Annotated in this window: 22 protein-coding genes; 11 read left to right on the top strand and 11 right to left on the bottom strand. The window is 30.4% G+C overall.

All coding sequences use genetic code 11. The features are described from left to right. The first annotated feature begins 56 nt into the window (after window positions 1–56). Entirely contained in the window at window positions 57–1,970 is a 1,914-nt protein-coding gene (ftsZ, locus tag Q0762_RS09200; RefSeq protein ID WP_298766221.1) for a cell division protein FtsZ, read from the top strand. A gap of 125 nt (window positions 1,971–2,095) precedes the next feature. Here ftsZ and mscL read toward each other — a convergent pair whose 3' ends face one another. From mscL to Q0762_RS09185, 3 genes are read right to left on the bottom strand one after another with little or no spacing between them, the layout of a single operon-like run. Next, entirely contained in the window at window positions 2,096–2,506 is a 411-nt protein-coding gene (mscL, locus tag Q0762_RS09195; protein ID WP_298766219.1) for a large conductance mechanosensitive channel protein MscL, read from the bottom strand. A gap of 52 nt (window positions 2,507–2,558) precedes the next feature. Next, a complete protein-coding gene (alr, locus tag Q0762_RS09190) occupies window positions 2,559–3,656 on the bottom strand; it encodes an alanine racemase (RefSeq protein ID WP_298766217.1) in 1,098 nt (365 codons plus the stop codon). A 10-nt stretch (window positions 3,657–3,666) separates the two neighbouring features. Beyond that, window positions 3,667–4,296, bottom strand: coding sequence for a thymidine kinase (locus Q0762_RS09185; protein WP_298766215.1), 630 nt, complete (start codon window positions 4,294–4,296; stop codon window positions 3,667–3,669). 101 nt (window positions 4,297–4,397) lie between these two features. Between Q0762_RS09185 and Q0762_RS09180 the strand changes: the two genes are divergently transcribed. Further along, a complete protein-coding gene (locus Q0762_RS09180; RefSeq protein WP_298766213.1) occupies window positions 4,398–5,165 on the top strand; it encodes a hypothetical protein in 768 nt (255 codons plus the stop codon). A 113-nt stretch (window positions 5,166–5,278) separates the two neighbouring features. Continuing rightward, complete coding sequence (locus Q0762_RS09175) at window positions 5,279–6,271, top strand: glycosyltransferase family 4 protein (protein WP_298766212.1); 993 nt, start codon at window positions 5,279–5,281, stop codon at window positions 6,269–6,271. 5 nt (window positions 6,272–6,276) lie between these two features. Here Q0762_RS09175 and Q0762_RS09170 read toward each other — a convergent pair whose 3' ends face one another. Next, a complete protein-coding gene (locus Q0762_RS09170) occupies window positions 6,277–6,624 on the bottom strand; it encodes an ArsC/Spx/MgsR family protein (protein WP_298766210.1) in 348 nt (115 codons plus the stop codon). A gap of 43 nt (window positions 6,625–6,667) precedes the next feature. Between Q0762_RS09170 and Q0762_RS09165 the strand changes: the two genes are divergently transcribed. Both Q0762_RS09165 and Q0762_RS09160 read left to right on the top strand, forming a co-directional pair. Beyond that, window positions 6,668–7,123 carry a DinB family protein gene (locus Q0762_RS09165; RefSeq protein WP_298766208.1) on the top strand — a complete coding sequence of 152 codons (456 nt, stop codon included), beginning with the start codon at window positions 6,668–6,670 and terminating at the stop codon, window positions 7,121–7,123. A 139-nt stretch (window positions 7,124–7,262) separates the two neighbouring features. Then, complete coding sequence (locus tag Q0762_RS09160) at window positions 7,263–8,411, top strand: cystathionine gamma-synthase (protein ID WP_298766206.1); 1,149 nt, start codon at window positions 7,263–7,265, stop codon at window positions 8,409–8,411. Between the two features lie 421 nt (window positions 8,412–8,832). On the opposite strand, the gene Q0762_RS09155 is transcribed toward Q0762_RS09160, so the two are convergent. From Q0762_RS09155 to Q0762_RS09145, 3 genes are all read right to left on the bottom strand, one after another. Next, window positions 8,833–9,447, bottom strand: coding sequence for a deoxynucleoside kinase (locus Q0762_RS09155; RefSeq protein ID WP_298766205.1), 615 nt, complete (start codon window positions 9,445–9,447; stop codon window positions 8,833–8,835). 64 nt (window positions 9,448–9,511) lie between these two features. After that, entirely contained in the window at window positions 9,512–10,189 is a 678-nt protein-coding gene (locus tag Q0762_RS09150; RefSeq protein WP_298766204.1) for a response regulator transcription factor, read from the bottom strand. Next, complete coding sequence (locus Q0762_RS09145; protein WP_298766203.1) at window positions 10,182–11,780, bottom strand: HAMP domain-containing sensor histidine kinase; 1,599 nt, start codon at window positions 11,778–11,780, stop codon at window positions 10,182–10,184. The genes Q0762_RS09150 and Q0762_RS09145 overlap by 8 nt, the downstream gene beginning before the upstream one ends. Window positions 11,781–11,902: 122 nt before the next feature. Between Q0762_RS09145 and Q0762_RS09140 the strand changes: the two genes are divergently transcribed. From Q0762_RS09140 to gldA, 6 genes are all read left to right on the top strand, one after another. Continuing rightward, window positions 11,903–12,259, top strand: coding sequence for a hypothetical protein (locus tag Q0762_RS09140; RefSeq protein ID WP_298766201.1), 357 nt, complete (start codon window positions 11,903–11,905; stop codon window positions 12,257–12,259). A 12-nt stretch (window positions 12,260–12,271) separates the two neighbouring features. After that, complete coding sequence (locus Q0762_RS09135; protein ID WP_298766199.1) at window positions 12,272–13,117, top strand: GLPGLI family protein; 846 nt, start codon at window positions 12,272–12,274, stop codon at window positions 13,115–13,117. A gap of 122 nt (window positions 13,118–13,239) precedes the next feature. Continuing rightward, window positions 13,240–14,106 carry a GLPGLI family protein gene (locus tag Q0762_RS09130; RefSeq protein ID WP_298766198.1) on the top strand — a complete coding sequence of 289 codons (867 nt, stop codon included), beginning with the start codon at window positions 13,240–13,242 and terminating at the stop codon, window positions 14,104–14,106. 34 nt (window positions 14,107–14,140) lie between these two features. Next, window positions 14,141–16,891, top strand: coding sequence for a TonB-dependent receptor (locus Q0762_RS09125; RefSeq protein ID WP_298766197.1), 2,751 nt, complete (start codon window positions 14,141–14,143; stop codon window positions 16,889–16,891). A 77-nt stretch (window positions 16,892–16,968) separates the two neighbouring features. Beyond that, window positions 16,969–17,721 (top strand): hypothetical protein, encoded by a 753-nt coding sequence (locus Q0762_RS09120; RefSeq protein ID WP_298766195.1) that lies wholly within the window; start codon window positions 16,969–16,971, stop codon window positions 17,719–17,721. Between the two features lie 87 nt (window positions 17,722–17,808). Next, window positions 17,809–18,705, top strand: coding sequence for a gliding motility-associated ABC transporter ATP-binding subunit GldA (gene gldA, locus Q0762_RS09115; RefSeq protein ID WP_298766193.1), 897 nt, complete (start codon window positions 17,809–17,811; stop codon window positions 18,703–18,705). 198 nt (window positions 18,706–18,903) lie between these two features. On the opposite strand, the gene Q0762_RS09110 is transcribed toward gldA, so the two are convergent. From Q0762_RS09110 to dnaE, 4 genes are all read right to left on the bottom strand, one after another. Then, window positions 18,904–19,566 carry an HAD family phosphatase gene (locus tag Q0762_RS09110; RefSeq protein ID WP_298766192.1) on the bottom strand — a complete coding sequence of 221 codons (663 nt, stop codon included), beginning with the start codon at window positions 19,564–19,566 and terminating at the stop codon, window positions 18,904–18,906. Beyond that, complete coding sequence (locus Q0762_RS09105; protein WP_298766190.1) at window positions 19,544–20,878, bottom strand: D-arabinono-1,4-lactone oxidase; 1,335 nt, start codon at window positions 20,876–20,878, stop codon at window positions 19,544–19,546. The genes Q0762_RS09110 and Q0762_RS09105 overlap by 23 nt, the downstream gene beginning before the upstream one ends. Window positions 20,879–21,240: 362 nt before the next feature. Then, window positions 21,241–21,864: a hypothetical protein gene (locus Q0762_RS09100; protein WP_298766189.1), complete on the bottom strand. Its 624-nt coding sequence runs from the start codon at window positions 21,862–21,864 to the stop codon at window positions 21,241–21,243. Between the two features lie 7 nt (window positions 21,865–21,871). Continuing rightward, window positions 21,872–26,212: a DNA polymerase III subunit alpha gene (gene dnaE / locus Q0762_RS09095; protein WP_298766187.1), complete on the bottom strand. Its 4,341-nt coding sequence runs from the start codon at window positions 26,210–26,212 to the stop codon at window positions 21,872–21,874. Between the last annotated feature and the right edge of the window lie 93 nt (window positions 26,213–26,305).

Genomic DNA, 26,305 nt, shown 5'->3' with positions numbered 1-26,305 from the left:
TAAAAATTTAAGTTAAAGAAAATATAATTCAATCAATAAAAAAATAAAACGTTATTATGAGTCCAGAATTTGATAACATTTCATTTAATATGCCAAAAACACAATCCAACACAATAAAGGTAATTGGTGTTGGTGGTGGTGGTAGTAATGCCGTAAACCACATGTATGCTCAACAAATTAAGGGTGTAGATTTTGTAATTTGTAATACAGATGCACAAGCATTAGAAAGTAGCTCTATTCCTAATAAAATACAATTAGGCGCAAGCTTAACTTCCGGTTTAGGCGCAGGTGCTAATCCAGAAATTGGAGAGCAAGCTGCCAAAGAAAGTATGCAAGAAATACAGCAAATGCTAAATACACATACCAAAATGGTGTTTATTACTGCAGGTATGGGTGGTGGTACAGGTACTGGAGCTGCACCAATAATTGCAAAAATTGCAAAAGATATGGATATTCTTACGGTTGGTATTGTTACCATGCCGTTTGCTTTTGAAGGCAGAAGACGTGCAAAACAAGCGCAATTAGGTATTGATCAGTTACGCCAAAATGTAGACTCTTTAATTGTTATCAATAATAATAAATTAAGAGAAGTTTATGGTAATTTGGGTTTTAAAGCAGGTTTCTCTAAAGCAGATGAAGTTTTATCTACAGCTTCTCGTGGTATTGCAGAGGTAATAACACATCACTACAAACAAAATATAGATTTACACGATGCAAAAACAGTACTTTCTAATAGTGGTACTGCAATTATGGGTTCTGCTAAAGAGGAAGGACAAGATCGTGCAAAAACAGCCATAGTAAAAGCACTAGATTCACCTTTACTTAATGATAATAAAATTACAGGTGCTAAAAACGTGTTGTTATTAATTGTTTCTGGTACCAATGAAGTTACACTTGATGAAATTGGAGAAATTAACGATTTTATTCAAGATGAAGCCGGTTATGATGCCAATATTATTATGGGTATTGGTGATGATGAAAAGCTAGGAGATGCCATTGCAGTAACTATTGTAGCTACAGGTTTTGCTGCAGATCAACAAAGTAGTATAACCAATACAGAAGTTAAAAAGGTAGTACATACTTTAGAAGATGAACAAAAGGCTACTTATAGTTTTAAAGAGAACCAAACATTTAAAACAGCAAGTCCTCTAGACGAGCCAATTTCTGAAGTAAAAGAAGAAAAAATAGTACATACTTTAGAAGAAGAAGTTAAAGTAAACAAAACAGTAGCGCCACAAAGGCAAACTTTAGCAGATATACCAGTTTCTTATGAAGAAGTTTCTATAGAAGATGTTTCTGAGGATGATTTTATAATTACTGATGTTACATCTGTTCAAGAAGAAGTAATAGAACAAGAAGTACCAGCAAACACCCAAACAGATTTGTCTTTTGAGTTTCCTATTAATGAAAAAAACACAAAAGAAATTAAAGAAGAGCCAGTAAATGATAAAATAGAACTTACCAGCCCTACAGAAAAAGCAATACATCATATAAAAGCAGCAGCTCCAGAAGAGCAGGTTTTAGAAGAGAAAGTAGAAGAAACAAAACGTTATATTTTAGAAGATTTTACAGCCAAACCAACTATTGGTAAAAGTTCTCAAATTACAGAGAAAAAAATAGTTGCAGAAGAGGAAGAAGGCTTAAATTTTCAATTAAAAACAACTAGTTCAAAAGCACCTAAGAATACTTTAGAAACTTTAAGTGAAGAAGTTTCTCCTTTAGATGTAACTATAACAGAATTGAAACAAAGAGCAGCAGAAAGACGCGAAAAAATGAAGGGCTTCAACTATAAGTTTAACGAACAGTTAAATAAAAATATAGATGAAATAGAAAAGCAACCCGCATACAAAAGGCAAGGTTTAGATTTAAGTGTAAATGCACCAATTAGCAAATCTAAAACAGCAATTAAAAAAGACGATGATGTAGATTTTAAATCAAACAACTCTTTTTTACATGATAATGTAGATTAGTCTTTATTGATAATCTTTTAAAAATAAAAGCGCATTTAATTTATTTTAAATGCGCCTTTTTTTATGATAAAAAAAAATCCTGAGTAATAAACTCAGGATTTTTAATATTTAATACGTAGTTAAAATTATTTTTTAGCTAACAAATCTCTTATTTCTGCTAATAAATCTTCTTGACTTGGTCCTTTTGGCGCTTCTGGAGCTGGCTCCTCTTTTTTCTTAGTTTTATTGTAAGCTTTAACAATCATAAACATTACAAAACCAACAATAATTAAGTTTATAATAGTATCTATCCATGCACCATAAGTAATTGCATTTTCTGGAGTTGCTACTTTACCAGCTGCATCTATAACGGCTTCAGATAATACGTATTTTTGGTCTGCTAAACTTACGCCACCTGTAAATAAACCTACAATTGGCATAACAATATTACTTACAAAACCTTTTACAACTGCACCAATAGCACCTGCCATAATTACGGCTACTGCAAACTCAATTACATTACCACCAGTAATAAACTCTTTAAATTCTTTTAACATTTTGTGTGTTTTAATTAATTAATAGTAAAACAAATATAGTAAAAATTACCAATTATTTTAACACCTTTTTAACGCGTTGTGAAATTGCTGTTAAAGTCTCATAAACAATCGTTTCAGAAACTTCTGCAATGTGTTGTATGGTGCTTTGATTTTTAAATATAATTACTTCATCGCCTTCTTTACAGTCTATTTTAGTAACATTAACCATAATCATATCCATACAAACATTACCAATTATTGGTGCTTTTTGGTTGTTAATTAAAACATAACCATTTTTGTTTCCTAATTTTCTTGACAATCCGTCTGCATGTCCAATAGGAATCGTAGCAGATTTTGTTGGTCTTTTTGCAGTAAATGCTCTGTTGTAACCAACAGTTTCTCCGGGTTGAATTATATTTATTTGAGAAATAATAGATTTTAAGTTATGGGTATTTTGTAACGCTTCAGTCTCTTTGGCATCATTACCAAAACCGTATAAACCAATGCCTATTCTTACCATATCAAACTGAGCTTTTGCAAAATTTACGACACCAGAAGTATTTAAAATATGCAACATGGGTTCATATCCCAAATGTGTGTAAAATTGTTTGGCAATGTATGCAAAGTTGTTAATTTGCCCCACAGTAAAATCTTTTTCTTCTAAATCTTCACTAGCCGCTAAATGAGAAAAAAGAGACTGCACCTTTACATGAGTTGTTTGTTTTAATTCTGTAAGTATTTTAGGAATATCTGTGTGCCAAAAACCAACTCTATTTAAACCCGTATTAAATTTAATATGTACAGGATAGTTCATTAACGGCGTTTCATCTGCAAGTTTTAAAAAAGCATCAAAAATTTTAAAATTGTACAAATTAGGTTCTAATCTAAAGGCTACAATTTGTTGTAGGTTTTGCACTTGAGGATGTAAAACTAAAATAGGTGTTTTAATACCTGCTTCTCTTAAAGCCACACCTTCATGGCTGTAAGCTACCGAAAAATAATCTACTTTATCTTCTAAAAATTTGGCAACCAAAACACCATCACTTCCATAACCAAAAGCTTTTACAACGGCTAAAATTTTAGTTTCAGGATTTAGCTTTTTTTTAAAATAATTTAAATTATGGTTTAATGCTTTTCCATCAATTTCTAAAACAGTTACGTGGTTGTTCATAAATTTAATATCAAATTTGTTTTGTGTTATTTTCTTGGTCGTTTGTCTCAGCATCTTCTATTTGCAGTTGCATTGCTTTATAGTAAGCTGCTCTACTTAAAGGTTCATACTCTTCAGTTTCACCTAACATAACAAGAGCGTCGTTCTGGGCTTTTCTATAGCTATAATGTGCCAAATTACCAGTATGTGTGCACACGGCGTGCACTTTGGTAACATACTCTGCAGTTGCCATTAATGCAGGCATTGGGCCAAAGGGTTTTCCTTTAAAATCCATATCTAAACCTGCTACAATTACACGTATGCCTCTGTTTGCTAAATCGTTGCAAACTGCCACAATTTCATCGTCAAAAAACTGAGCTTCATCTATACCTACAACATCTACATTGTTTGCCAAAAGCCTAATATTAGCAGCTGCTGGCACAGGTGTAGAACGTATTTTATTATCATTATGAGAAACTACAGCATCTACATCATAGCGCACATCAACCGTAGGTTTAAAAATTTCCACGCGTTGTTTTGCAAATTGTGCACGTTTTAAACGTCTAATTAATTCTTCTGTTTTACCAGAAAACATAGAGCCGCAAATTACTTCTATCCAACCAAATTGTTCAGTATGATTTACGGTATTTTCTAGAAACATTTTGTAATTTTAAACGGTTTATTTTTGTAATTTTACGTTACTTTGATGAGTAACAAATTTAGGAATATTTACGGGTAAAAAATAACTTCAACTTACAACTTATGCACAAAAAACTAGAAAACGATTTAATGAGTTTGGCACACAGTCTGTTAAAAATGAAAAACAAAGATGATGTTTTTGCCTTAAAAGAAAAAGCACAAGAAATTTATGAAAAATTGGCTTTACTTGCTTTTGTTGAAGAATATGTAAATACAACACCTAATTTGTTAGCAACAAAACCAGAAGTTTTACAAAAAGTAGAAGAGGCAGTACAAATAAAGGAAGGCACAAAAAGCATTGAAACTGTTGCAGCACCAACAATTGATAAACTAGAGAAAGAAATAGAGCCGTCTAAAGAAAATGCTGAGGTAATTGATAAAATTGAAGTGCAACAAGAGCATTTAGAACAAGAAATAGAACAACCTTTTGATGCTCTTGAAAATATAATTTTTGGCGACACAAAACCTACAAACTTTAAAGACGATGCTAAAGATGTTGGAAATATTCCAACTTTAGAAGAGGAATTAAAAGATACCATACCAGTAGATGTAATGGCAAATTTATTTGAACCTGTAAAACCAAAATCTTTAAATGATAAATTGCAACAAAATATTAATATTGGTTTAAATGATAGAATTGCGTTTGTAAAGCATTTGTTTGATGGCAGTCAAGAAGATTTTAACAGAGTAGTTTCTCAATTAAATACTTTTAAAACAGGAAATGAAGCTAAAAACTTTATACATAAAATGGTAAAGCCAGATTATGATTGGAAAAATCAAGAAGATTTAGAAAACCGTTTTATGAATATTATAGAACGAAAATTCGCATAGAATTTTGGTTTTGTAGAACTGTTAAAAAGTATAATCTTAAGTTGGTTTGAACTAAAAAAAACTAGTATAACAAGTTTTTAAACAACAAAACCGATAAACAATTTTATAAAAAATTGAAACCCATTTTAATACATACGCATTTTCATAAACGTAGAACAGGTGTTACTCGAAGCATAGAAAATGTGTTGCCTTTTTTTAAAGAAAGATTCGAAACCTATTTATTTGGTTATGGTGCCAATGGAAATCATCTATCAAAAAAAGAATTTAGAAAAACAATTTTTTCTAACAAAGAAATTGTTGTGCATTGCCACAGAAATAATGAGATTATTAGAATGTTAATCTACAGAGCTTTTGGAGCAAAATTCAAGTTAATTGCAACAAGACATGCAGAAACAAAACCGTCTAATTTAACGCTAAAACTTTTAAAAAGTGCAGATAAGGTAATTACGCTTATACAAAGCATGAGTGCTAATTTAGGTGTTAAAAATACTGTGGTTGGTCATGGTGTAAATATTAATGATTTTAAACCAAAATCAAACGTAAAAATTGATGATATTGCACAACAAAACATAATACTTTGTGCGGGCAGAGTTAGAAAAACCAAAGGACAAGCAGTATTATTAGAAGCCGCTAAAATCTTAAAAAATCACCAAAATTGGGCGCTAGCTATTGTAGGTAAAGTAGATAAGCCAGAGTTTTTAAAGGAATTAAAAGCAATTGCCAAAAAACACAAAATAGAAAATCAGGTTTATTTTATAGCGGAAACACCAAATATTATAGCTTACTATCAAGCCTCAAAAATAGCAGTTGTACCCAGTTTTTCAGAAGGTTTTTCTTTAGTAACTGCAGAGGCTATGGCTTGTGGTTGTGCTGTAATTGCCACTAAAAATGTGGGTGTACATAATTTCTTAATAAACCCAGCAAAAAATGGTTATTTAACCAAAGTAGGGAATATTAATGAATTGCAAGTAACCTTAGAAAAAGCAATTTTAGGAGAATTGCCCAATTTAGGACAAGCAGCAAGAGCAGAAATTATACAAAATTGGAGCGCAAAACAAGAAGCAGAAAAATTAATGGAAGTTTATACTTTACCGCAGAAAAAGTAAAAAAATTATCCAAGTTTCGTTTTTAATTCTGCTACAACCTTTTTACTATTTCCAATAAAAATTTCATTTTCCACAATAAAAACAGGTCGTTTTAAAAACGTATATTCTTCTAAAATGTACTTTTTATAATCACTTTCAGTTAGATTTTTATCTTTTAAACCCAAAGATTTGTATAAACGAGACCTTTTGTTAAAAAGCCCTTCATAACTATTAGAAAGTGCATACATTTCTGCCAATTGCGCCTCAGTAACAGGTGTAGCTTTTATTTCTTGCAACTCAAAACCATCTGTATTAATTTCTTTTAAGATGCGTTTACAAGTATCACAAGTTTTTAAATAGTAGCCTTTCTTCATTTTAATAAATTATATTTGTTACATCAAAAATAAACATAAAATAATGAAAGCACAATTTGATATTTTAAGAACTTCTAGAGCTTTAGTTTTAAAGGAATTAGACGGTTTAACATTAGAGCAACTAAATAACACACCTGTAGGATTTAAAAATAATATCGCATGGAATGTTGCGCATTTGGTGGTTACACAACAATTGTTGCATTACAAATTATCGGGTTTAAATTGTCTTTGTCCAGACCAATTAATAGAAGATCATAAAAAAGGAACAGCGCCAACAACTACTTTTACAGAAGAAGAATTTGAAGAGGTAAAAGAGCTTTTAATGGGTTTTCCAGATACTTTAGAAGAAGATTTTAACGCAGAAATTTTTCAAAACTTTACAGAATATCCAACAAGTACTGGCTTTGTATTAACCTCTATAGAAAGTGCAATTGCGTTTAATAATTTTCACGAAGGCATACATTATGGCATTATAAGAGCAATTAAAAAACACGTTTAATTGGTAAAATTTACTGTTTTTTAGAAGCTATTTCCAGCTTTCAGCACTCGCTTTTTTTGTTTGAAAAAAACAAAAAAGAGCTCAAACAAATGCTTCAATCTGGGCTACACTTTTTTGCCAACTTTTAGCAAAATAAAAAATGAAATTCAATACCAAAACAATTCATGGAGGTCAGCAACCAGAACCAACAACAGGTGCTGTAATGACACCTATTTTTCAAACATCTACTTTTGCACATGCAGTTCCAGGAGAATCACAAGAATATGAGTATGCAAGAGGTAAAAACCCAACAAGAACTGCTTTAGAAAATAGTTTAGCATCTTTAGAAAACGGCACACATGGTTTTGCGTTTGCAAGTGGTTTAGCAGCAGTAGATTGTGTTTTAAGATTATTAGAGCCAGGAGATCAGGTAATTGCAGGAGACGATATTTATGGAGGAACTTATAGAATGTTTACCAAATTATTTGCAAAATATGGTTTAGAATTTACTTATGTAAATACAAATGTTGTAGAAAATGTAACCAAAGCAATTACTCAAAAAACAAAACTAATTTGGTTGGAAACGCCGACAAATCCATTAATGAAAATTGCAGATATTGCAAATATATCAGCTGCAGTAAAACGTATAGATAAAAATATTTTAATTGCCGTAGACAATACTTTTGCAACACCGTATTTGCAACAACCTTTAAATTTAGGAGCAGATATTGTAATGCATTCTGCCACTAAATATTTGGGAGGTCATTCAGATTTAATCATGGGTGCTTTAGTGGTAAAAGAAGAAAAACTAGCTAAAGATATTCATTTTATACAATTTGCAGCAGGCGCAATTTCTGGTCCAATGGATTCTTTTTTAGCATTAAGAGGTATTAAAACCTTGCATGTTAGAATGCAAAGACATTGCGAAAACGCTACAAAAGTAGCTCAGTTTTTAGACAAACATCCAAAAGTAGGTAAAGTATATTATCCAGGTTTAAAAACGCATTCCAATTATGCAATTGCTAAAAAACAAATGAAAGATTTTGGTGGTATGGTTTCTTTCAGTTTAAAAGAAAATACAAAAGAAGCTACGTTTCAATTTTTAAAAAGTACCCAATTATTTACGTTGGCAGAATCTTTAGGTGGTGTAGAAAGTTTGGTAAATCATCCTGTAACCATGTCTCACGCTTCCATACCAGAAAAAGAACGTTTAAAAATAGGAATTACAGATGCTTTAATACGCTTAAGTGTTGGTATAGAAGCTATAGAAGATTTGTTAGCAGATTTAGAACAAGCTTTAAATATTTAAAATAAAATTAATCATGATCAAAAAGATAAAATCACAAAAAAATGCGGCTATATTTTTAATAATTGGTTCCGTAATTTTATTGATTTCTTATGTAAACAAGCTAATTAATTACGGTTATAATTTAAATAATTGTATAATTACTGTAGGATTATTGGTACTAACAATTTGTGGTTTTGTTGGGCTTAAAAATAGTTTACGTAAAGAAAAAAAGCAAAATTTAGGGTAAAACAAAAATCTGCTTGCTAAAGTTTGTAAACACAAACTTGTTAATTTATACGCAAGTGAAATTGCTTATAAACAAACAACATCAACAGTAAACAAAGCAAACTAGCGCATTGTTATGAGATTTGTTTTACTGTTAAAAAGATAAAATTGTGTGTAAAATGCAAGGTTTACTAAAACAGTTCAGCACTTATCAATCTTAAAATAAACCGTTAATTTGAGAATCTATTCTATCAATTATATATCCTAAATCTTCTTGATTGTCTACAAAATCTAGTTTATCTACATTAATAACCAATAATTTTCCTTTGGTATAGGTAGCAATAAAAGCTTCATAACGCTCGTTTAATCGGCTTAAGTAATCTATAGAAATAGAGTTTTCATATTCTCTACCACGTTTGTGAATTTGCCCAACCAAAGTAGAAATATCTGCACGTAAATAAATTAATAAATCTGGTGGTTTTACTAGGTTTTCCATCAATTCAAAAAGAGAAGAGTAGTTGCTAAAATCTCTATTTGTCATTAAACCCATAGCATGCAAATTGGGTGCAAAAATATGCGCATCTTCGTAAATAGTTCTATCTTGAATAATGTTTTTACCAGTTTCTCTAAGTTCTAAAATTTGTCTAAACCTACTATTTAGAAAATAAACTTGCAAATTAAAAGACCAACGCTCCATTTCACCATAAAAATCATCTAAATATGGGTTTTCATCTACAGATTCGTAATGAGGTTTCCATTTGTAATGTTTGGCTAAAAGTTTGGTAAGCGTAGTTTTACCTGCGCCAATGTTTCCGGCAATTGCAACGTGCATATTAAAAAGGTATATAAAATTAAAGGGCGGTTAAAGGTACATAAATTTTACAATTGTAAAAGAATTAACAAAGTAATTTATAACCAATACCTCTCACATTTATGATTTGTATGTTTTCGTCTTTTTTTAGCTTTTTTCTTAACTTGGTTATAAAAACATCCATACTTCTTGCATTAAAAAAATCGTCGTTTCCCCACAATTTATTCAAAATAAAACTACGATCTAAAATTTCATTTTTTTTGTTGGCTAAATAAAATAACAGTTGGGCTTCTCTATGCGTTAGTTGTTGTTCTTCTTCTAGTAAAGTTAAGGTTTGCTTGGGTAGGTTAAACGTATAATTACCAATTTTAATGTGTTCTTTTTCAGATTTTAGTTCAATTCTATTTAATAAAGCATTAATTCTAACAATTAATTCTTCCATAGAAAACGGCTTTTTTATATAGTCATTTCCACCATGATTAAAGCCTTCTAAAACATCTGCAGTTTGTGATTTTGCTGTTAAAAATATAATTGGAATTATCTTATCTTCTAGTCTAATTTCTTTGGCCAGTGTAAAACCGTCTTTTTTTGGCATCATAACGTCTAAAACTAAAATGTCTGGTTTTTCTGTTTTGCAAATTTGCAAAGCTTCTTCACCATTTTCTGCATGAAAAACTGTAAATTTTCTAGATTCTAAGCTTTCTTTTACAATCATGCCTAAACTGGCTTCATCTTCTGCTAGTAATACTTTTATATTATTCATTTGGCAAGCTGATTTTAAAAATAGTATTGTTTTTTGTGGATGTTAAAGTTAAGGTACCCATGTGTTTTTCAATAATTTTTTTACAGTAATACAAGCCAATTCCAAAACCTTTTACATTGTGTGTGTTCCCTTTGGGTACTCTGTAAAATTTATCAAAAATCTTTTCTTGTTGTAATTTATCGATGCCTTTTCCATTATCTGCCACTGCAATTTCTGTGGTATTTAAAATGGAATTTATATTAATTTCTATTTTATTTCCACCGTATTTTACAGCATTATCAATTAAGTTAGAAACCGCGTTTTCAAAATGAAAAACATCTACTTGTATATAAATAGGTTTTATGTTGGTAGAAAATGTAATTGTTTTTTCTACAGAAAGTAGTTGATGTTTGTGTACTTGTTTTTCAATAATTTCTACAACATTTGCATTTTCTTTCTTTAAAATAAGTTGTTCGCTATCTAAAGTGGCAGTTTCTAATAATTTTTCTACCATTTGATGTAATTTTTTCAATTGTACAGCAGACATAGAAAGGTATTTTTTGGTTTTTTCTTTGTCGTCTAAAACATTAAAATTTTCTATGGCTTCAATAGCTGTGGAAACTGTGGCTATGGGCGTTTTAAATTCGTGGGTAATATTACTAATTAAATCGTTTTTTATGGTTGCCAATTCTTTTTGTTCGCGAATAACCATTAACAAATAAAATAAACTACAAATAACTGCTACAGCTAATAAGAAAGACAAAGAAATACCGAAAAAGCTGCGTTTTAAGATTTCAAAATTAGGATTGTTATATACAAGTTTAAACGCTTCGTTATCTTTTAAATAAGTAGATTTAGAATTGACAGCAAACACATTTTTCTCTAATAAAGAATCTTTTGTTTGGTAAAAAAGAGTGTCATTTTTAAAATGATGAAAACTGGTTTTAAGGTTAATTTTTTTCTGTTCTAATTGTTTTTCTATTAAAGAATCAATTACGTTGTATTCTATAGATTCATCTAAAAAAGAAATAAAAATAGGCTTTAAATTGGTTACTAATTTTAAACTATCTGCAGCTTTTTTACCTTTAAAATATTTTACGGGTGTTTTTGTGCCGTCAGATTTTAGGTTATAACCGGTTTTATCATCCAAAAAATTAGAGGTTATTGGTATTCGCTTTGCTTTTTCATCAGCTAAAGAATCTCTTTTTATATTAAATTCTGTAACAAATTTTTTGGTTTCATTCATCATAGAATCTATCCGTTCTTTAGATAGCTTATCACTAGAAGTAATTTTAATATTGTTAATAGTTACTTTAGGTTTTTCTTGTTCAGAATTATTTTCTTTTAGCTTTTTTAAGATTTTACTAAAAGAATCTTTCTTAAAATATTTACGTTTATCAGTTTTATTTTCTACAATGGTTATAAAGTTACTTTTTGCCAAAGTAGCATAATATTCTTCTACAGCATTGTCTAAACTTAACTGAATTTCGTTGGTTACTTGCCTTTTATTTTCTTCGTAATTTTTATAATTCCAATAAAATTGTATGGCAATAGTTGCTACAATAGTACTTGCAATTAAATAAAAAATCCATTGATGTTTTTTAGTAATCATGTTACAAATATAGTTTCTAAAAATTATAAAATCAGTTGGTTAACACTAGTTAACACTCGTTAACTTTAAAAATCAATTAACAATTACATCTTTGCAGTGTTCAATTAATAAACCTTAAAATTATGAAAAAAATATACATTTTATTTTTGTTGTTAAGCGGTCTTGTTTTAAAAGCACAAGAACAAAAAAGTTCTGCAACGTATTCTAAAAATGAAGTTTCTCAAATAACTTCCCTACAATTTATAGCAAGTTCTACTAAAGAACTAGAAGAAATTAAATGGAAAGACATTAAAAGTATTTTTGAAAGCAATAAACCAGAAGATAAAATAGAGTTAAGTTTCGAGCTAGATTTAAAAGCATCTAAAAATAAATTTAAAGGCACTATGACAACTGGAGGAAAAACAAAAGACATAGACAGTTTAATAAAAACCTCAAAAAAAATAATAAAAGCATTAATTAAAATATCTAAAAATTACTAAACCTTTTATATTATGAAAACAATTATTACCGCATTTGCATTGTTGATGGTAGTATCTATAAATGCACAAAATTTTCAAGGAAAAGCAATTTACAAAACAAGCCAGAAAAGTACTTTTAAAATTAAAGACGATAAAAGCACAGGAATGGACGCTGCTATGCAAGAAGAAATTAGACAACGTTTTCAAAAGATGAATCAGAAAACCTATATTTTAAATTTCGATAAAAATACATCTACCTACAAGCAAGAAGTAAAATTAAAAAGTCCAACTGCTGCAATTACAGGAAAGGGTTTAAGAGTTTTTTCTTTGGGAAGTGGAGGCGATACTGATATTTATTTTAAAAATATTCAAAAAAACACCTTTGCAAACAAAACAGAAATACAAGGAAAGATATTTTTAATAAAAGATGAATTACCAAAACACAATTGGGAATTATCTTCAGAAACTAAAAACATTGGGCAATATACTTGTTATAAAGCCACCTATTCTAAAGAGGTAGAAAAAAAGAAAATTAGTATGGTAAAAGGAGAACAAAAAGAGGCTATTACCAAAGAAACTATTGTAACAACAGCTTGGTACACTCCAGAAATCCCTTTAACCAACGGGCCAGCAAATTACCAAGGTTTGCCAGGTTTAATTTTAGAAGTAAATGATGGTAAAAAAATAATTGTTTGCACAGAAATTATTTTAAACCCAAAAGAAAAAATCACCATTCAAGAACCAAAAAAAGGAAAAGTAATTTCTCAAAAAAAGTTTGATAAAATTAGAAAACAAAAATCTGAAGAGATGCTAGAGAAGATGAAAGGTAGAAATGGTTTAGATTTAGGAAATGGTGTTAATATAAAGTTTACAGGTTAATTTTTATTTATGATAAATAAGAATTAAAGTTTTAAAAATTTCTAATTAAACTTTTAAGGTTTTTTTAAGTCTAATGAAAGATCAATAACATTAGTTTTGACTTAAAATTAGAAAAAAAACATATGAAATCATTCGTAACATTAGCCTTAACACTAATTACCATAACAACTTTTGCTCAAAAAGATTTTCAAGGAAAAGCAACCTATATGTCTAAATCAACTGTAGATATGAGTCGTTTTTCTAGAAACGGACAAATGTCTGAAGCCAGAAAAAAGGAAATTGCGGCAAGAATGAAATCTTTTTTAGAGAAAACTTATATTTTAACTTTCAATAAAACAGCATCTGTTTACAAAGAAGACGAAAAATTGGCGGCTCCTGGTGCTGAAAGTAGAAGAGGCTGGGGAGGAATGACTGGTGGTGGAACAAAATATAAAAACACAAAAGATATGGTAGCTTTAGAATCTACTGAGTTTTTTGGTAAAAAGTTTTTAATTTCTGATAACATGGAAATGCCACAATGGGAATTGGGTAGCGAAACTAAAAAAATAGGAAATTACATTTGTTATAAAGCAACATTAACCAAAGATGTAGATCCTTTAGATTGGACAAATATGAGACGTAGAAATAGAGACGATGATAAAAAGAAAGACGAAGCAAAAAAAGATTCTACAAACACAGTAAAAGTTACAGAAGACATAGAAATGCCTGCAAAAATTGAAGTTACAGCTTGGTACACACCACAAATACCAGTTAGTAACGGACCAGGAGAATATTGGGGTTTACCAGGTTTAATTTTAGAAGTAAACCAAGGTAGAACAACAATTTTATGTACAGAAATAGTGCTGAACCCAGCAGATAAAATAAAAATTGAACAGCCAACTAAAGGAGAAGCTATTACAAGAAAAGATTATACAGAAACCATTACCAAAAAAATGGAAGAAATGAGAGCACGTTTTAGAGGCAGAAACAGAGGAGGAAGAAGAAACTAAACTAAAAAACAAATCAAACTTTATACCTAAATAAATGAAAAAAATATTACTACTAACCCTTTTTATGATTACGCTATTTGCTAATGCTCAAGTAAAACTAACAGGTGTTGTAAAAGATAGTATTGGTGCACCTTTAGAAATGGCAAATGTTTTGGCCATAGATAAAATTACAAAAAAAATGGCGTCTTACGGCTTTACAGATGCACAAGGTAGATACAAATTAGATTTGGCAAAAAATGGTACTTACAATATTAAAATTAGTTATATAGGTTTTAAGCCTGCAGATTTTGAGCTGCTTACCAAAGAAGCAGCTATTGTAAAAAACATAACCTTAAAAGAAGACAATTCTTTAGACGAAATTACTATAGTCTCTAAAATGCCAGTAACTATAAAAGGAGATACTATTGTATACAATGCAGATTCTTTTAAAAATGGTTCTGAACGAAAACTAGAAGATGTTTTAGAAAAACTACCTGGAGTAGAAATAAACGACCAAGGACAAATAGAAGTAGAAGGCAAGCGTGTAGAAAAAATAATGGTAGATGGTAAAGAGTTTTTTAGTGGAGATACTAGATTGGCTTCTAAAAACATACCTTCTAACGCCGTAGATAAAATACAAGTATTAAGAAATTACTCCAGCGTTAGTCAATTAAGTGGTGTACAAAATAACCAAGATAGAGTTGCTATTAATATTAAACTAAAAGAAGGAAAAAAGAATTTTTGGTTTGGAGATATTTCTGTTGGAGGTGGAAACTCTCAAGACACAGGTTTGTATTTGTTGCAACCTAAATTATTTTATTATTCGCCTAAATATACCATTAATGTTATTGGAGATTTAAATAATTTAGGAGATGTTGTATTAAGCAGGAGAGATGTGAGAAGTTTTGGCGGTGGTTTTAGAAGCGAAAGTCCTTCTAATGGTACAAATATTAGTTTGCCAGATGTGGGTATTGGGTTTTTAAATGCAGGTGCAAGAAATGCAAACAGAATAGAAACTAAACTATCTGCCGTAAACTTTAGTTATTCTCCCAACACAAAATTAGATCTAACAGGTTTTTTAATTTGGTCTGGAAATAGCAACGGACAAAGAAATATTATAGATATTGATTATATAGATCCTGCAATTCCAGATGAGTTTAGAGACAATACTACAGACCAAAATAGTAATACAGGTTTGTTTCGTTTTGGTGCCATTTATAAAAAAGATGTAAATAATCAGTTGAATTATAACATTTCTGGGCGTTTTTCTAATGAATCTAGAGTAGAAAATATTTCTTCAAGGGTTTTAAGTGATATTACAGAAACGCAAAATGCAACACCTTACACTATAAATCAAGATTTGAGTTATTTTTATACAGCAAATGAAAAAAACATTTTTGCTTTAGAAGTTACGCATGTTTTGCAAGATGAAGACCCTTTTTATATTGCGTCTTTAGAAAATGATCCTAATAATAATGATTTTGCAGATAATGATGGTTTTGATGATGCTGCAGAAGATTTAGGATTGGATAGAACCAATTTATTTTACACTTTAGAACAAGATAGAAAGGTAAAAACAAATCAATTAGATGCGAGATTAGATTACTATTATATTTTAAACGGTAAGAGTAATTTAAATTTTGTAGCAGGTACTATTGCAAGCAGTCAAAATTTTAATTCGCGCTTTTTTCAGATTTTAGATAACGGAACACAGTTTAATCCAGATCCAGAAATAGACGGAATAGAAGATGAGCAAATTACCAACGATACGCAATATAATTTTACAGATTTATACGTTGGTGCAAGATATCGATTAAAAGCAGGAATTTTTACTTTTACTCCAGGCGTTACAGCACATGCGTACAATGTTAATAACACGCAATATGGTACAGAATTTTTTAAAGATACTTTTACTGAATTATTGCCAGAATTTGAAATGGTTGCTCAGTTTAAAAAAAGTGAGAGCTTAACCTTTAATTATAGAAAACAAGTTAATTTTACAGACGTAAACCAAATTGCAAGAGGTGTTGTGGCTGGTAATTATGATTCTTTTCAAGCAGGTAACGCCTCTTTGTTAAATTCTAATACACACAATTTTAGCTTGTTTTACAGAAGTTTTAATTTGTTTAATAATACCAATGTTGTAGGAAGGTTGGCTTACAGTAAAACAGCAGATCAAGTAAATAGAAATACAATTTTTACACCAGGTAGTGTTGTTTCTAGTGCTACTTTTTTAAATTCACCTTTAGATAATGAAAGTGCAACTGCTTTTTTAAACGCAGGTAAAAGGTTTGGTAAAATTCAAACTTCTTTAACAGGTAGGTTTAATTATTCTAAAACTTTTCAATTTTTAAATAGCGTAGCCAATACAAATGAGAATATAAGTAGGGTTTTAGGAGCAAGAGTTGGTACCAATTTTACCAAAGCACCAAATGTAACTTTAAGATATACTGTTTCTTTCTTAGATCAAAATAACAGTGCTAGAAATGCTGTTGTAAAAACAGTAAATCACACGCCTTCTATAAATTTTGATGCTTACATCTGGAATTCTGTAACCTTAACTTCTAATTTTTCTTTTACAGACCAATTAGTAGACGGAGAAAGTGCCAATACCTTTAGTATTTGGAATGCAAAATTAGCGTATAGAAAAGATAGAGATGCCAAGTTTGAATACGAAATTGTTGCTAATAACCTTTTAGCAACAGGTTCAGAAGCAAGCATTAATCAAGGTATTATTTCTACATCGATTAATGAGCGTTTTATTTTGCCAAGATTTGTAAGTTTTAGAATTCGTTATCAATTATAAAATTTAGAATTGCATAACTTTTAAAAATGGCTCCAAAATTATGGAGCCATTTTTATTTTGTTTATTATTTTCGCAACATGAGTTTATTAGCAACAAAATCGCCTGTATACGCATTTCTAAAAAGCTTAGGGTTAATTTTCTTTTTTTTGGTAACGGGTTTGTTTTTAGATAGCTATTATTTTGTAGCCATCACAGAAAATGCGCAACATTATGCAAATGCAGTAATGCTTGTAGTGTTTGTTATTGTTTTTTTTCAAGTGAATAAAAGAAACAAAGAACAAATGATTATCGCAGTAATTATAGCTATTATTGGCGAATATTTATTCTCTATTGTTATGGGAATGTATACCTATAGATTAGGAAATGTACCACATTATGTGCCACCAGGTCACGCCTTAGTATACATGGCAGTTTTGTATTTTTCTAAAGCAGCTAGTATTCTGAAACATAAAGTTAAAATAGAAGGTTTTTTTACGGTTTTTATTATAATTTATGCAACCGTATTTCTTGTTTTAAAAAATGATGTCTTTGGTTTTGTAATGACAGCTGCAACATTGCTAATTTTAAGAAAAAAACCAAGAGAGCGTTTGTTTTATTTAACCATGTACATTACCGTTGCTTATTTAGAAATTGTAGGTACGTATTATTTATGTTGGAAATGGCCTGCAACAGCTTGGGGAATTTTCGATTTTTTGCCAAGTCATAATCCACCAAGTGGTATAAGTTTTTTTTATTTTTTATTAGATTTAGGTACACTTTGGTTTTACAAACAACGCCATAGATTGGCTTGGGCAAGAATGAAAAATATTAGAAAAATTAGAGAAATTTAGTGTTGTTTAAAAACTAAATTCAGTTTAATTTCGTTGTTTAATTTAGCAATTCTTATTGCAATCTTATTAACCTAGCATACAAAATACATGTCTATAAACGTAACTTCAGTATCTAAATTTTATAAAACACAGAAAGCATTAAATGAAGTTTCTTTTGTAGCAGATAAAGGACAGATTATTGGTTTTTTAGGGCCAAATGGTGCTGGAAAATCTACAATGATGAAGATTTTAACAGGTTTTATAAAACCCAATTCTGGAGAAGTTTTGGTTGATGATATTAATGTTTTACAAAATCCTTTAGCCGCACAAAAAAATATTGGATATTTACCAGAGCATAATCCTTTATATAAAGATATGTATGTGCGCGAATATTTACAATTTCAAGCAAGTATTTTTAAAGTTGATAAAAAGGAAATAGAAAATTGCATAGAAAAAGTAGGTTTAACTTTAGAAGCGCACAAAAAAATACATCAGCTTTCTAAAGGATACCAGCAAAGAGTTGGTTTGGCTGCTGCAATTTTACATAATCCTAAAGTTTTAATTTTAGATGAACCTACTACAGGTTTAGATCCTAATCAGTTGGTAGAAATTAGAACTTTAATTAAAGCATTGGGTAAAGATAAAACTGTACTTTTTTCTACACACATTATGCAAGAAGTAGAAGCTGTTTGCGATCGTGTCATTATTATAAAAAAAGGCGAATTAATTATTGATAAACCTTTGGCTGAATTACAAAATAATACGCAACAAATTATTAAGGTTATTTTTAATATTGAAGTTGATGCGTCTCAGGTTGAAAAATTAGACCATTTAGTCATATCAAAAAAAATAAATACAAATACTTGGCAACTTACTTTTAATTCTGAAGAAGATATGCGTGCTAAAATTTTTGATTTTGCTCAAGAAAATGGTTTTAAGGTGCTAGAATTAAGTTCTGAAAACAAAACTTTAGAAAGTTTGTTTACAGAGTTGACATCAAATTAAGTTGTTGGATTTTAAAAATTAAAAACCTCACAGATTTTGGAAACTGTGAGGTTTTTTATATCAAAAAAGTGGATTTAAATAACTTCCTTTTGAAGTACTCTATACGCGTTAAGGATTGAGCGGCTTGTTTGAACTCTTTTTTGCTTTTTCAGCAAAAAAAGTGAGTAGCGAAAGCCTGACCTGAAAGGGAACGCCCATTTAATTATTTTGTAAATATTGATAAGCTTCTAATAAAGTTGGAAAAACCAATGCACTTCCGCCATCTTTTAATTCGGCTTCTGTGTATTGAGTTGTAATTCCAATAGGCACCATTCCTGCTAATTTAGCTGCTTTTGTGCCTGTTAAACTGTCTTCAAAAACCCAAATGTCTTTAAAATCGGTTTTAGTAAAGCCTAAATGTTTTGCTAGTTTTATGTAGGCTTCTGGTGCTGGTTTTGGCTTGTCATAATCTTGAACTCCAAAATAATTTTTGAAGTTCAAGTATAAGTGTTTAATGCTATTTTTTAGAAAACCTCTTGTGGCGTTGCTTGCAATGCCATAAGGTATATTTTTGGCCGTTAAAAAATCTGTAAATTCTCTAACACCAGGTAACAAATCTGGTATTGTAAAATGCGTATCTAGATGAATGTCTTTTAATAAAAACAATTCTTCTGCACGTTTTTCTTCGCCAATAACACTGCAATAATATTCTGCAATTAGCATGGGTGATTTACCTGCATGACTTTTAGGAAAAGGTGCAATTTCTTGATGAAATAATTCTTTAAAAGCACTGCTCCAAGCATTACCATGGCTTTTAAAGCTATGGACTACAACGCCGTCAAAATCAAATAAAAAACCTTTAGGCAGTAACTTTTTCTGCATTTACAGCTTTTTTAGCATTTACCAATTTGGCTAAATACGGATTCAAAAATTTATTTGTAGGATCTAATTTTGCTCTTAATTCTTTAAAATCTTCCCATTTTGGATAAATTTTAGTTAATTGTGCGTCTTTTGCTGCAAAACGTTTTCCCCAATGTGGTCTTCCACCATATTTTAAAAAGATGTTTTCTACTGTTTTAAAAGCTTCGTAAGTATCTGCAGTTGCTGCATTTCTAGATACACAACCCATGGTTACAATATCTTCATTATAGGCATAACTTAACCAAGCTTCATCTTTTTGCACAAAACGAACATCCATAGGAATATGAATAAAAGAATTGTTAGACCATTTGTTAATTTCTTCTTTTAGCTCTGCAAATACTTGTGGAAATTTGCTTAAACCAACGGTCCATTCTGCCAATTCTAAAGTAGAACCTCTAGACTTTGTAACGGTTGCTTGGTATAAAGAGCCTTTATGTTCTTTTTTAGAACTAAAAAAGCCACGATATAATAATTTGTTTGCTACAGCAGTTATCCATGGGAAAACATGCGAATATTTGTATAATATTTTAGATGCTGTTCTTCTATGCTTTAAAAATTTAGGACCTAAATTTTCTTTAACTTCTGTATCAGGATTTATTTTATCGCCAGTAATTACATAACCATTATTGGTGTGTGGCAACCAAAGTATTCTTAAAAAAGCATGTTTTTTTAAACGTTCTTGTACTTTTGGTAACCATTGGTTATCATTTTCTGGTCTTTCTTTTATATGTAAGGTATATTCTGGTTCGCATTGAAAAGTTACGGTAGATAAAACGCCTAACATTCCTAAAGAAACTTTTACAGCATTTAGTAAATTGTCTTCTTTGTTAATTTCTTTTACAGAACCATCTGCTAAAACCAACCTGCAAGAAGCAATATATTCTGATAATAGTTTACCACTTGTACCATGTGTTCCTGTGGCTAATGCGCCACCAATTGTAATAGTATTAATGTCTGGCAAACAAGGAATACACCAACCTACTTTTTCTATAGCTTCTAATAAATCTCCTAAAATAACACCAGATTCTACAGTTATCGTTTTTGCATTATAGTCATAAGAAACTATTTTGTTGTAGCTTTTCATGTCTAATAAAGCAGCAGTTCCTGCTGCAATATCTGCAGAAGATTGTTTGTTTCCAAAAAAACGAATCTTATCGTTGTTCGCAATTACTTCTCGCAACTCTTCTTCTGTAGTTACTTTGTAAAGCGATTTATAGTCGTGTTTTAAGTTCTCATTCCAACTTACCCAAGTACCGTTCTTTTTTTGTTCCATTTTTTTTAATATTTGTTGAACAAAGTTAGGTTTAATTAACTCTGTAAAAGTGAAGGTTTCGTTAATTTATTGTAAAAGTGTTGGTTTTGCTAGAATTTTTAAGGATTTCATAAAATAAATAGCGTTCAACAAAAATATTACTATTTTGATGAAAATAATTTATTAATTTGAAATTAGACCTATTTTCTTTTTTGATTTATACTAGGAAAAGGCCATTATAATTTACAATGACTTAAACGCTGAGCGTTGTTTAAGAAAATATTACTGGGTAAAAGTTAATAATTTGTAAATAAAAAAATATTGAGTTTTAGAAAGAGATACTTAATTTTATTGAAATTATAGTTGTCTAATTTTTTTAAATATTAATTATGAAATTTAGAATAAAACTCCTCATTATTTGTTAGGTTAAGTATGCCTTTAGAAAAGAAACTAATTATTTTTTTTGTTAATGCTGAATCTTTATCAGCAAGACAATCGTTTCCTTTTTCATCTACTACAAATACAGAAGAATAAATTCTATCAGCGTCGCTTATAGAAGTTGTAGATTCAAAACCACCAGCAATAATTGTATATTTTTTGTTACTATTTTTAAATAAATTAATGTTTTCCCATATTAAATAAGGTTTCCTTATTCCTTTAATAAAAATAGATTTGTCCCAATTGTTATATTTTTCATACATGCTTTTTCTTGTGTAGAATGATGAATAAGTGTAGTAAAATTTAAGTTCATTTAAATTTTTAAATTTCCCGATATTTAAAATTTTAGAAGTTGATATTTCATAATGTTTAAAACCGTTAATATGCTTATACGGATATTTAAAACCCTTATAGGCCGTTGGTACTCTTTCTGATTTTACAATATATATTGAATCTGGTTTTTTTATATTTTCGATTTTTTTTGAAGGTTTGTATGCTTTAATTTTTATGGCAGGACCACAAGATGAAACTAAAAGAATCAAACAAAAATATAGTGTAGTTTTTTTCATAAAAGTTTTAATTCAGCTTAAACTGTATCTGCTGTTGTTCTAAAGTTGCCAACAATTCATTAGAAATATGAATTTTTGTGTTTCTACTTGGTAAGCTCACTTCTAGTTTCTCTTTTTCGTCCCAAACGGTAAAGTTTAAGCTTTGTTTACCAGGTTTGTTTTTTAAGATAGATTCTAGATTTAAAATAGTTTGTGCATTAATTTCTTCTAAAGGTAATTGAATGGTTACTTTTTTACAGAGTTCGTCCATAATATCATGCAATAATTTCATTTCTGTAAACTTTAAACGAGGTTCTCCCATAACACCTGTATTTTTGTTCATCCAACCTGGTTGTATGGTACATCTTGTAAATAAGAAAGAATTGGGTACTAAAAAATGTTTCATTTTTAAGTAATCTTCGCCAAAAATTCTAAATTCGTGGCTATCACCATAATCTTCCATAGTAAACATAGCCCAACCTTTTCCTGCTTTAGAAACTCTATGTTGTACATCTGTAATTATAGAGGCAAAGGCTAAATTATTTCCAACTAACTTTTCTAATTCACCTTTAAAATATTTTAAAGAAGCGTTGCAAAATTTCATCTCATTTTTAAAATCATCTAAAGGATGTGCAGATATGTAAATACCAATCACTTCTTTTTCTTGAGATAATAATTCCATTGTTCCCCAAGTTTCACATTCAGGAATATCAGGTTCAGGAAATTGTACTGTAGAAGCTTCACCAAACATGGAAACTTGAGCAGAGTTTTTATTTTCTTGAAATTTATTACCAAACTTCATGGCGCGTTCTAAAAACGTTTGTCCTTTTTCATCTGTAGCAAAATACTGAGCTCTATGTGTATCTGTAAAAGAGTCAAAAGCACCGGCTTTTATTAAACTATCAAAAGATTTTTTGTTTGCTGCGCGTAAATCTATACGTTTTGCTAAATCAAAAATTGATGAGTAATTGCCATTTTCTTCGCGTTCTTTAATAATGGCTTTTACAGCTGCTTCACCCACACCTTTTACTGCAGCCATACCAAAACGAACAGCACCTTCTTTATTTACAGAGAATTTTAAGAAAGATTCGTTTACATCTGGTCCTAAAACTTCTAGTCCCATACGTTTGCATTCTTCCATAAAAAACGAAACCGCTTTAATATCTTTCATGTTGTTAGAAAGTACAGATGCCATATACTCTGCAGGATAATGTGCTTTTAAATACGCAGTTTGGTAAGCAATCCACGCATAACAAGTAGAGTGACTTTTGTTAAAGGCGTAACTTGCAAAGGCTTCCCAATCTTTCCATATTTTTTCTAGTTTTTCTTCATCATGCCCATTTTTGCTGGCTTGCTCAATAAATTTTGGTTTCATTTTATCTAAAACCGCAATTTGCTTTTTACCCATGGCTTTACGCAAAACATCGGCTTCACCTTTGGTAAAATCTGCCAATTTTTGGGAAAGCAACATTACTTGCTCTTGGTAAACTGTAATTCCGTAGGTTTCTGCCAAATATTCCTCCATAGCAGGTAAATCGTACTCAATGTCTGCTGTACCGTGTTTTCTGTTGATAAAACTCGGAATATATTCCATTGGTCCAGGTCTGTACAAGGCATTCATGGCAATTAAATCTGCAAAAACGGTTGGTTTTAAAGAGCGCATGTGTTTTTGCATTCCAGGAGATTCATATTGAAAAATACCCACAGTTTCTCCTCTTTGAAACAGTTTGTATGTTTTTTCATCATCTAAAGGAAAACTTTCTGGATCTAACGCCACACCATGTTTTGCTTTTACAATTTTAACGGTGTCTTTAATTAAAGTAAGTGTTTTTAAACCTAAAAAGTCCATTTTTAACAAGCCTGCAGATTCTACTACAGAATTGTCAAATTGAGTAACGTACATGTCAGAATCTTTAGCCAAAGCTACAGGAACATAATTGGTAATATCTCCTGGGGTAATAATTACACCACAAGCATGAATACCTGTATTTCTAACAGAACCTTCTAAAATAGTAGCTTTATTTACAGTTTCAGAAGCCAAATCATTACCATAAGAAATGGTTTTTAGTTCTTCTACTAATTCTTTTTCTTCTGCACGTAAACCGTCTACTTTTCCTTTACTTTTGGCATCATCTCCAAAAATGTTTTTTAGTTTAATTCCTGGAATTAATTTGGCAATTCTATCGGCTTCAAAAAGTGGTAAATCTAAAACTCTGGCGGTATCTCTAATAGAAGATTTTGCTGCCATTGTACCATAAGTAATAATTTGTGCAACTTGGTTGGCACCATACTTATCAATTACATAATCCATAACCCTACTTCTTCCTTCATCATCAAAATCAATATCGATATCTGGCATAGAAACACGTTCTGGATTTAAGAAGCGCTCAAAAAGTAAATCGTATTTAATAGGATCTATATTGGTAATCCATAAACAATAGGCAACTACAGAACCTGCTGCAGAACCACGTCCAGGACCAACGGCAACATCCATATTTCTGGCTTCTCTAATAAAATCTTCAACAATTAAAAAATAACCAGGATAACCTGTTTTTTCAATTACTTCTAACTCAAAATCTAAACGTTCTTTAATAGATGTTGTAATTTCTCCATAACGTTTTTTTGCGCCTTCAAAAGTTAAGTGTTTTAGGAAATTATTTTCCCCACGTTTACCTCCGTCTTTTTCGTCTTCTGCATCTTTAAATTCATCAGGAATATCAAAAGCGGGCAATAAAACGTCTCTAGCTAATGTAAAAATTTCTATTTTATCTACAATTTCTTGAATGTTTATAATTGCTTCTGGCAAATCTGCAAAAAGCGTTTTCATTTCTGTTGTAGATTTAAAATAATATTCTTCATTAGGCAAACCATACCTGTAACCACGACCTTTACCTTTTGGTGTAGCTTGTTTTTCGCCATCTTTTACACACAATAAAATATCGTGTGCGTTGGCATCCTTTTTCTCTAAATAAAATGTGTTGTTTGTGGCAACAATTTTAACATCGTGTTTTTTAGAGAATTTTAATAAAGTTTCGTTTACAATATCTTCATCTTGTTGATTGTGGCGCATTAACTCGATATAAAAATCGTCTTGAAATTGGGCTTTCCACCAAAGTAAGGCTTCTTCTGCTTGCTTTTCTCCAAGATTTAAAATTTTACTAGGAACTTCGCCGTATAAATTACCTGTTAGAACAATAATATCTTCTTTGTATTGTTTGATAATTTCTCTATCGATTCTTGGTACGTAGTAAAAACCGTCTACAAAGGCAATGGAAGACATTTTTGCTAAATTGTGATAGCCTTTTTTGTTTTTTGCCAACAAAACAACTTGATACCCGTTGTCTTTTTGTGATTTATTTTTATGGTCTTCGCAAACATTAAATTCGCAACCAACAATTGGTTTTATTGGGTTTTCTGCATTTTTATTATGATTTAAAATAGCACTAACAAAATGGAAAGAAGCCATCATATTTGCAGTATCTGTCATAGCAATTGCAGGCATATTGTCTGCAGCTGCTGCTTTTACAATATTGCCAATTTGCATGGTAGATTGTAAAACAGAAAATTGCGTGTGATTGTGTAAATGCGCAAATTGTACATTTTCTAATTCTGCTAAACCTTCTGAAGTTGATTTAGTTTCTGCAACGTCTTTTAGTTTTTCTAAGCGTTTGCGAATTTTATCGCTTTCTTTTTTTAGGTTGATGTGTTTTAGACCAATTACTTGTATTGGTTTTGGATTTGCTTCTGAAAAGCTTTTAAAATAGTCTGCATCTACATCTAACTGCTCTTTGGTAAATTCTCTAAGACGAATTAATTCTAAAAAACAACGTGTAGTTGCCTCAACATCTGCTGTTGCGTTGTGCGCTTCACCAAAACCTACACCAAAAAGATGCTTGTGTAATTCTGTTAAAGTGGGTAGTTTAAATTTTCCTCCTCTTCCTCCAGGAATTTGACACATCGTAGCAGTTTTTTCTGTACAGGTGTCTAAAAGTGGGAGCGTAGTTAAATTATTTTCTACACCTAATCTATGGAATTCACATCCCATAATATTAATATCAAAACCTACATTTTGTCCAACAATAAATTTGGTTTTTTTTAAGGCTTCGTTAAAAAGTTGTAGGCCTTTATCTAAAGCAATTCCTTGTTCATCTGCCAATTCTGTAGAAATACCATGAATTCTTTCTGCATCAAAAGGAATGTTAAAACCTGCTGGTTTTATTAGAAAATTGTTGTGTTCTAAAACATTTCCCATATCATCATGCAATTGCCATGCAATTTGTATACACCTTGGCCAGTTGTCTGTATCCGTTATTGGAGCGTTCCAACTTTTTGGTAAACCTGTAGTTTCTGTATCGAAAATTAAGTACATAATTGGTGTTTTGTAGATGAAATTGGTTGTTTAAAACAACGGTAAAAATTGAAAGTTAAAAGTACAAAAACATCAAATAAAATAACCTTAAAA

Source organism: uncultured Polaribacter sp. (assembly GCF_947495205.1).
In the GTDB taxonomy this organism is placed as follows: domain Bacteria; phylum Bacteroidota; class Bacteroidia; order Flavobacteriales; family Flavobacteriaceae; genus Polaribacter.
Note: the sequence above shows the minus strand (reverse complement) of the source record. Positions and strands in the feature narration are given on the sequence as shown.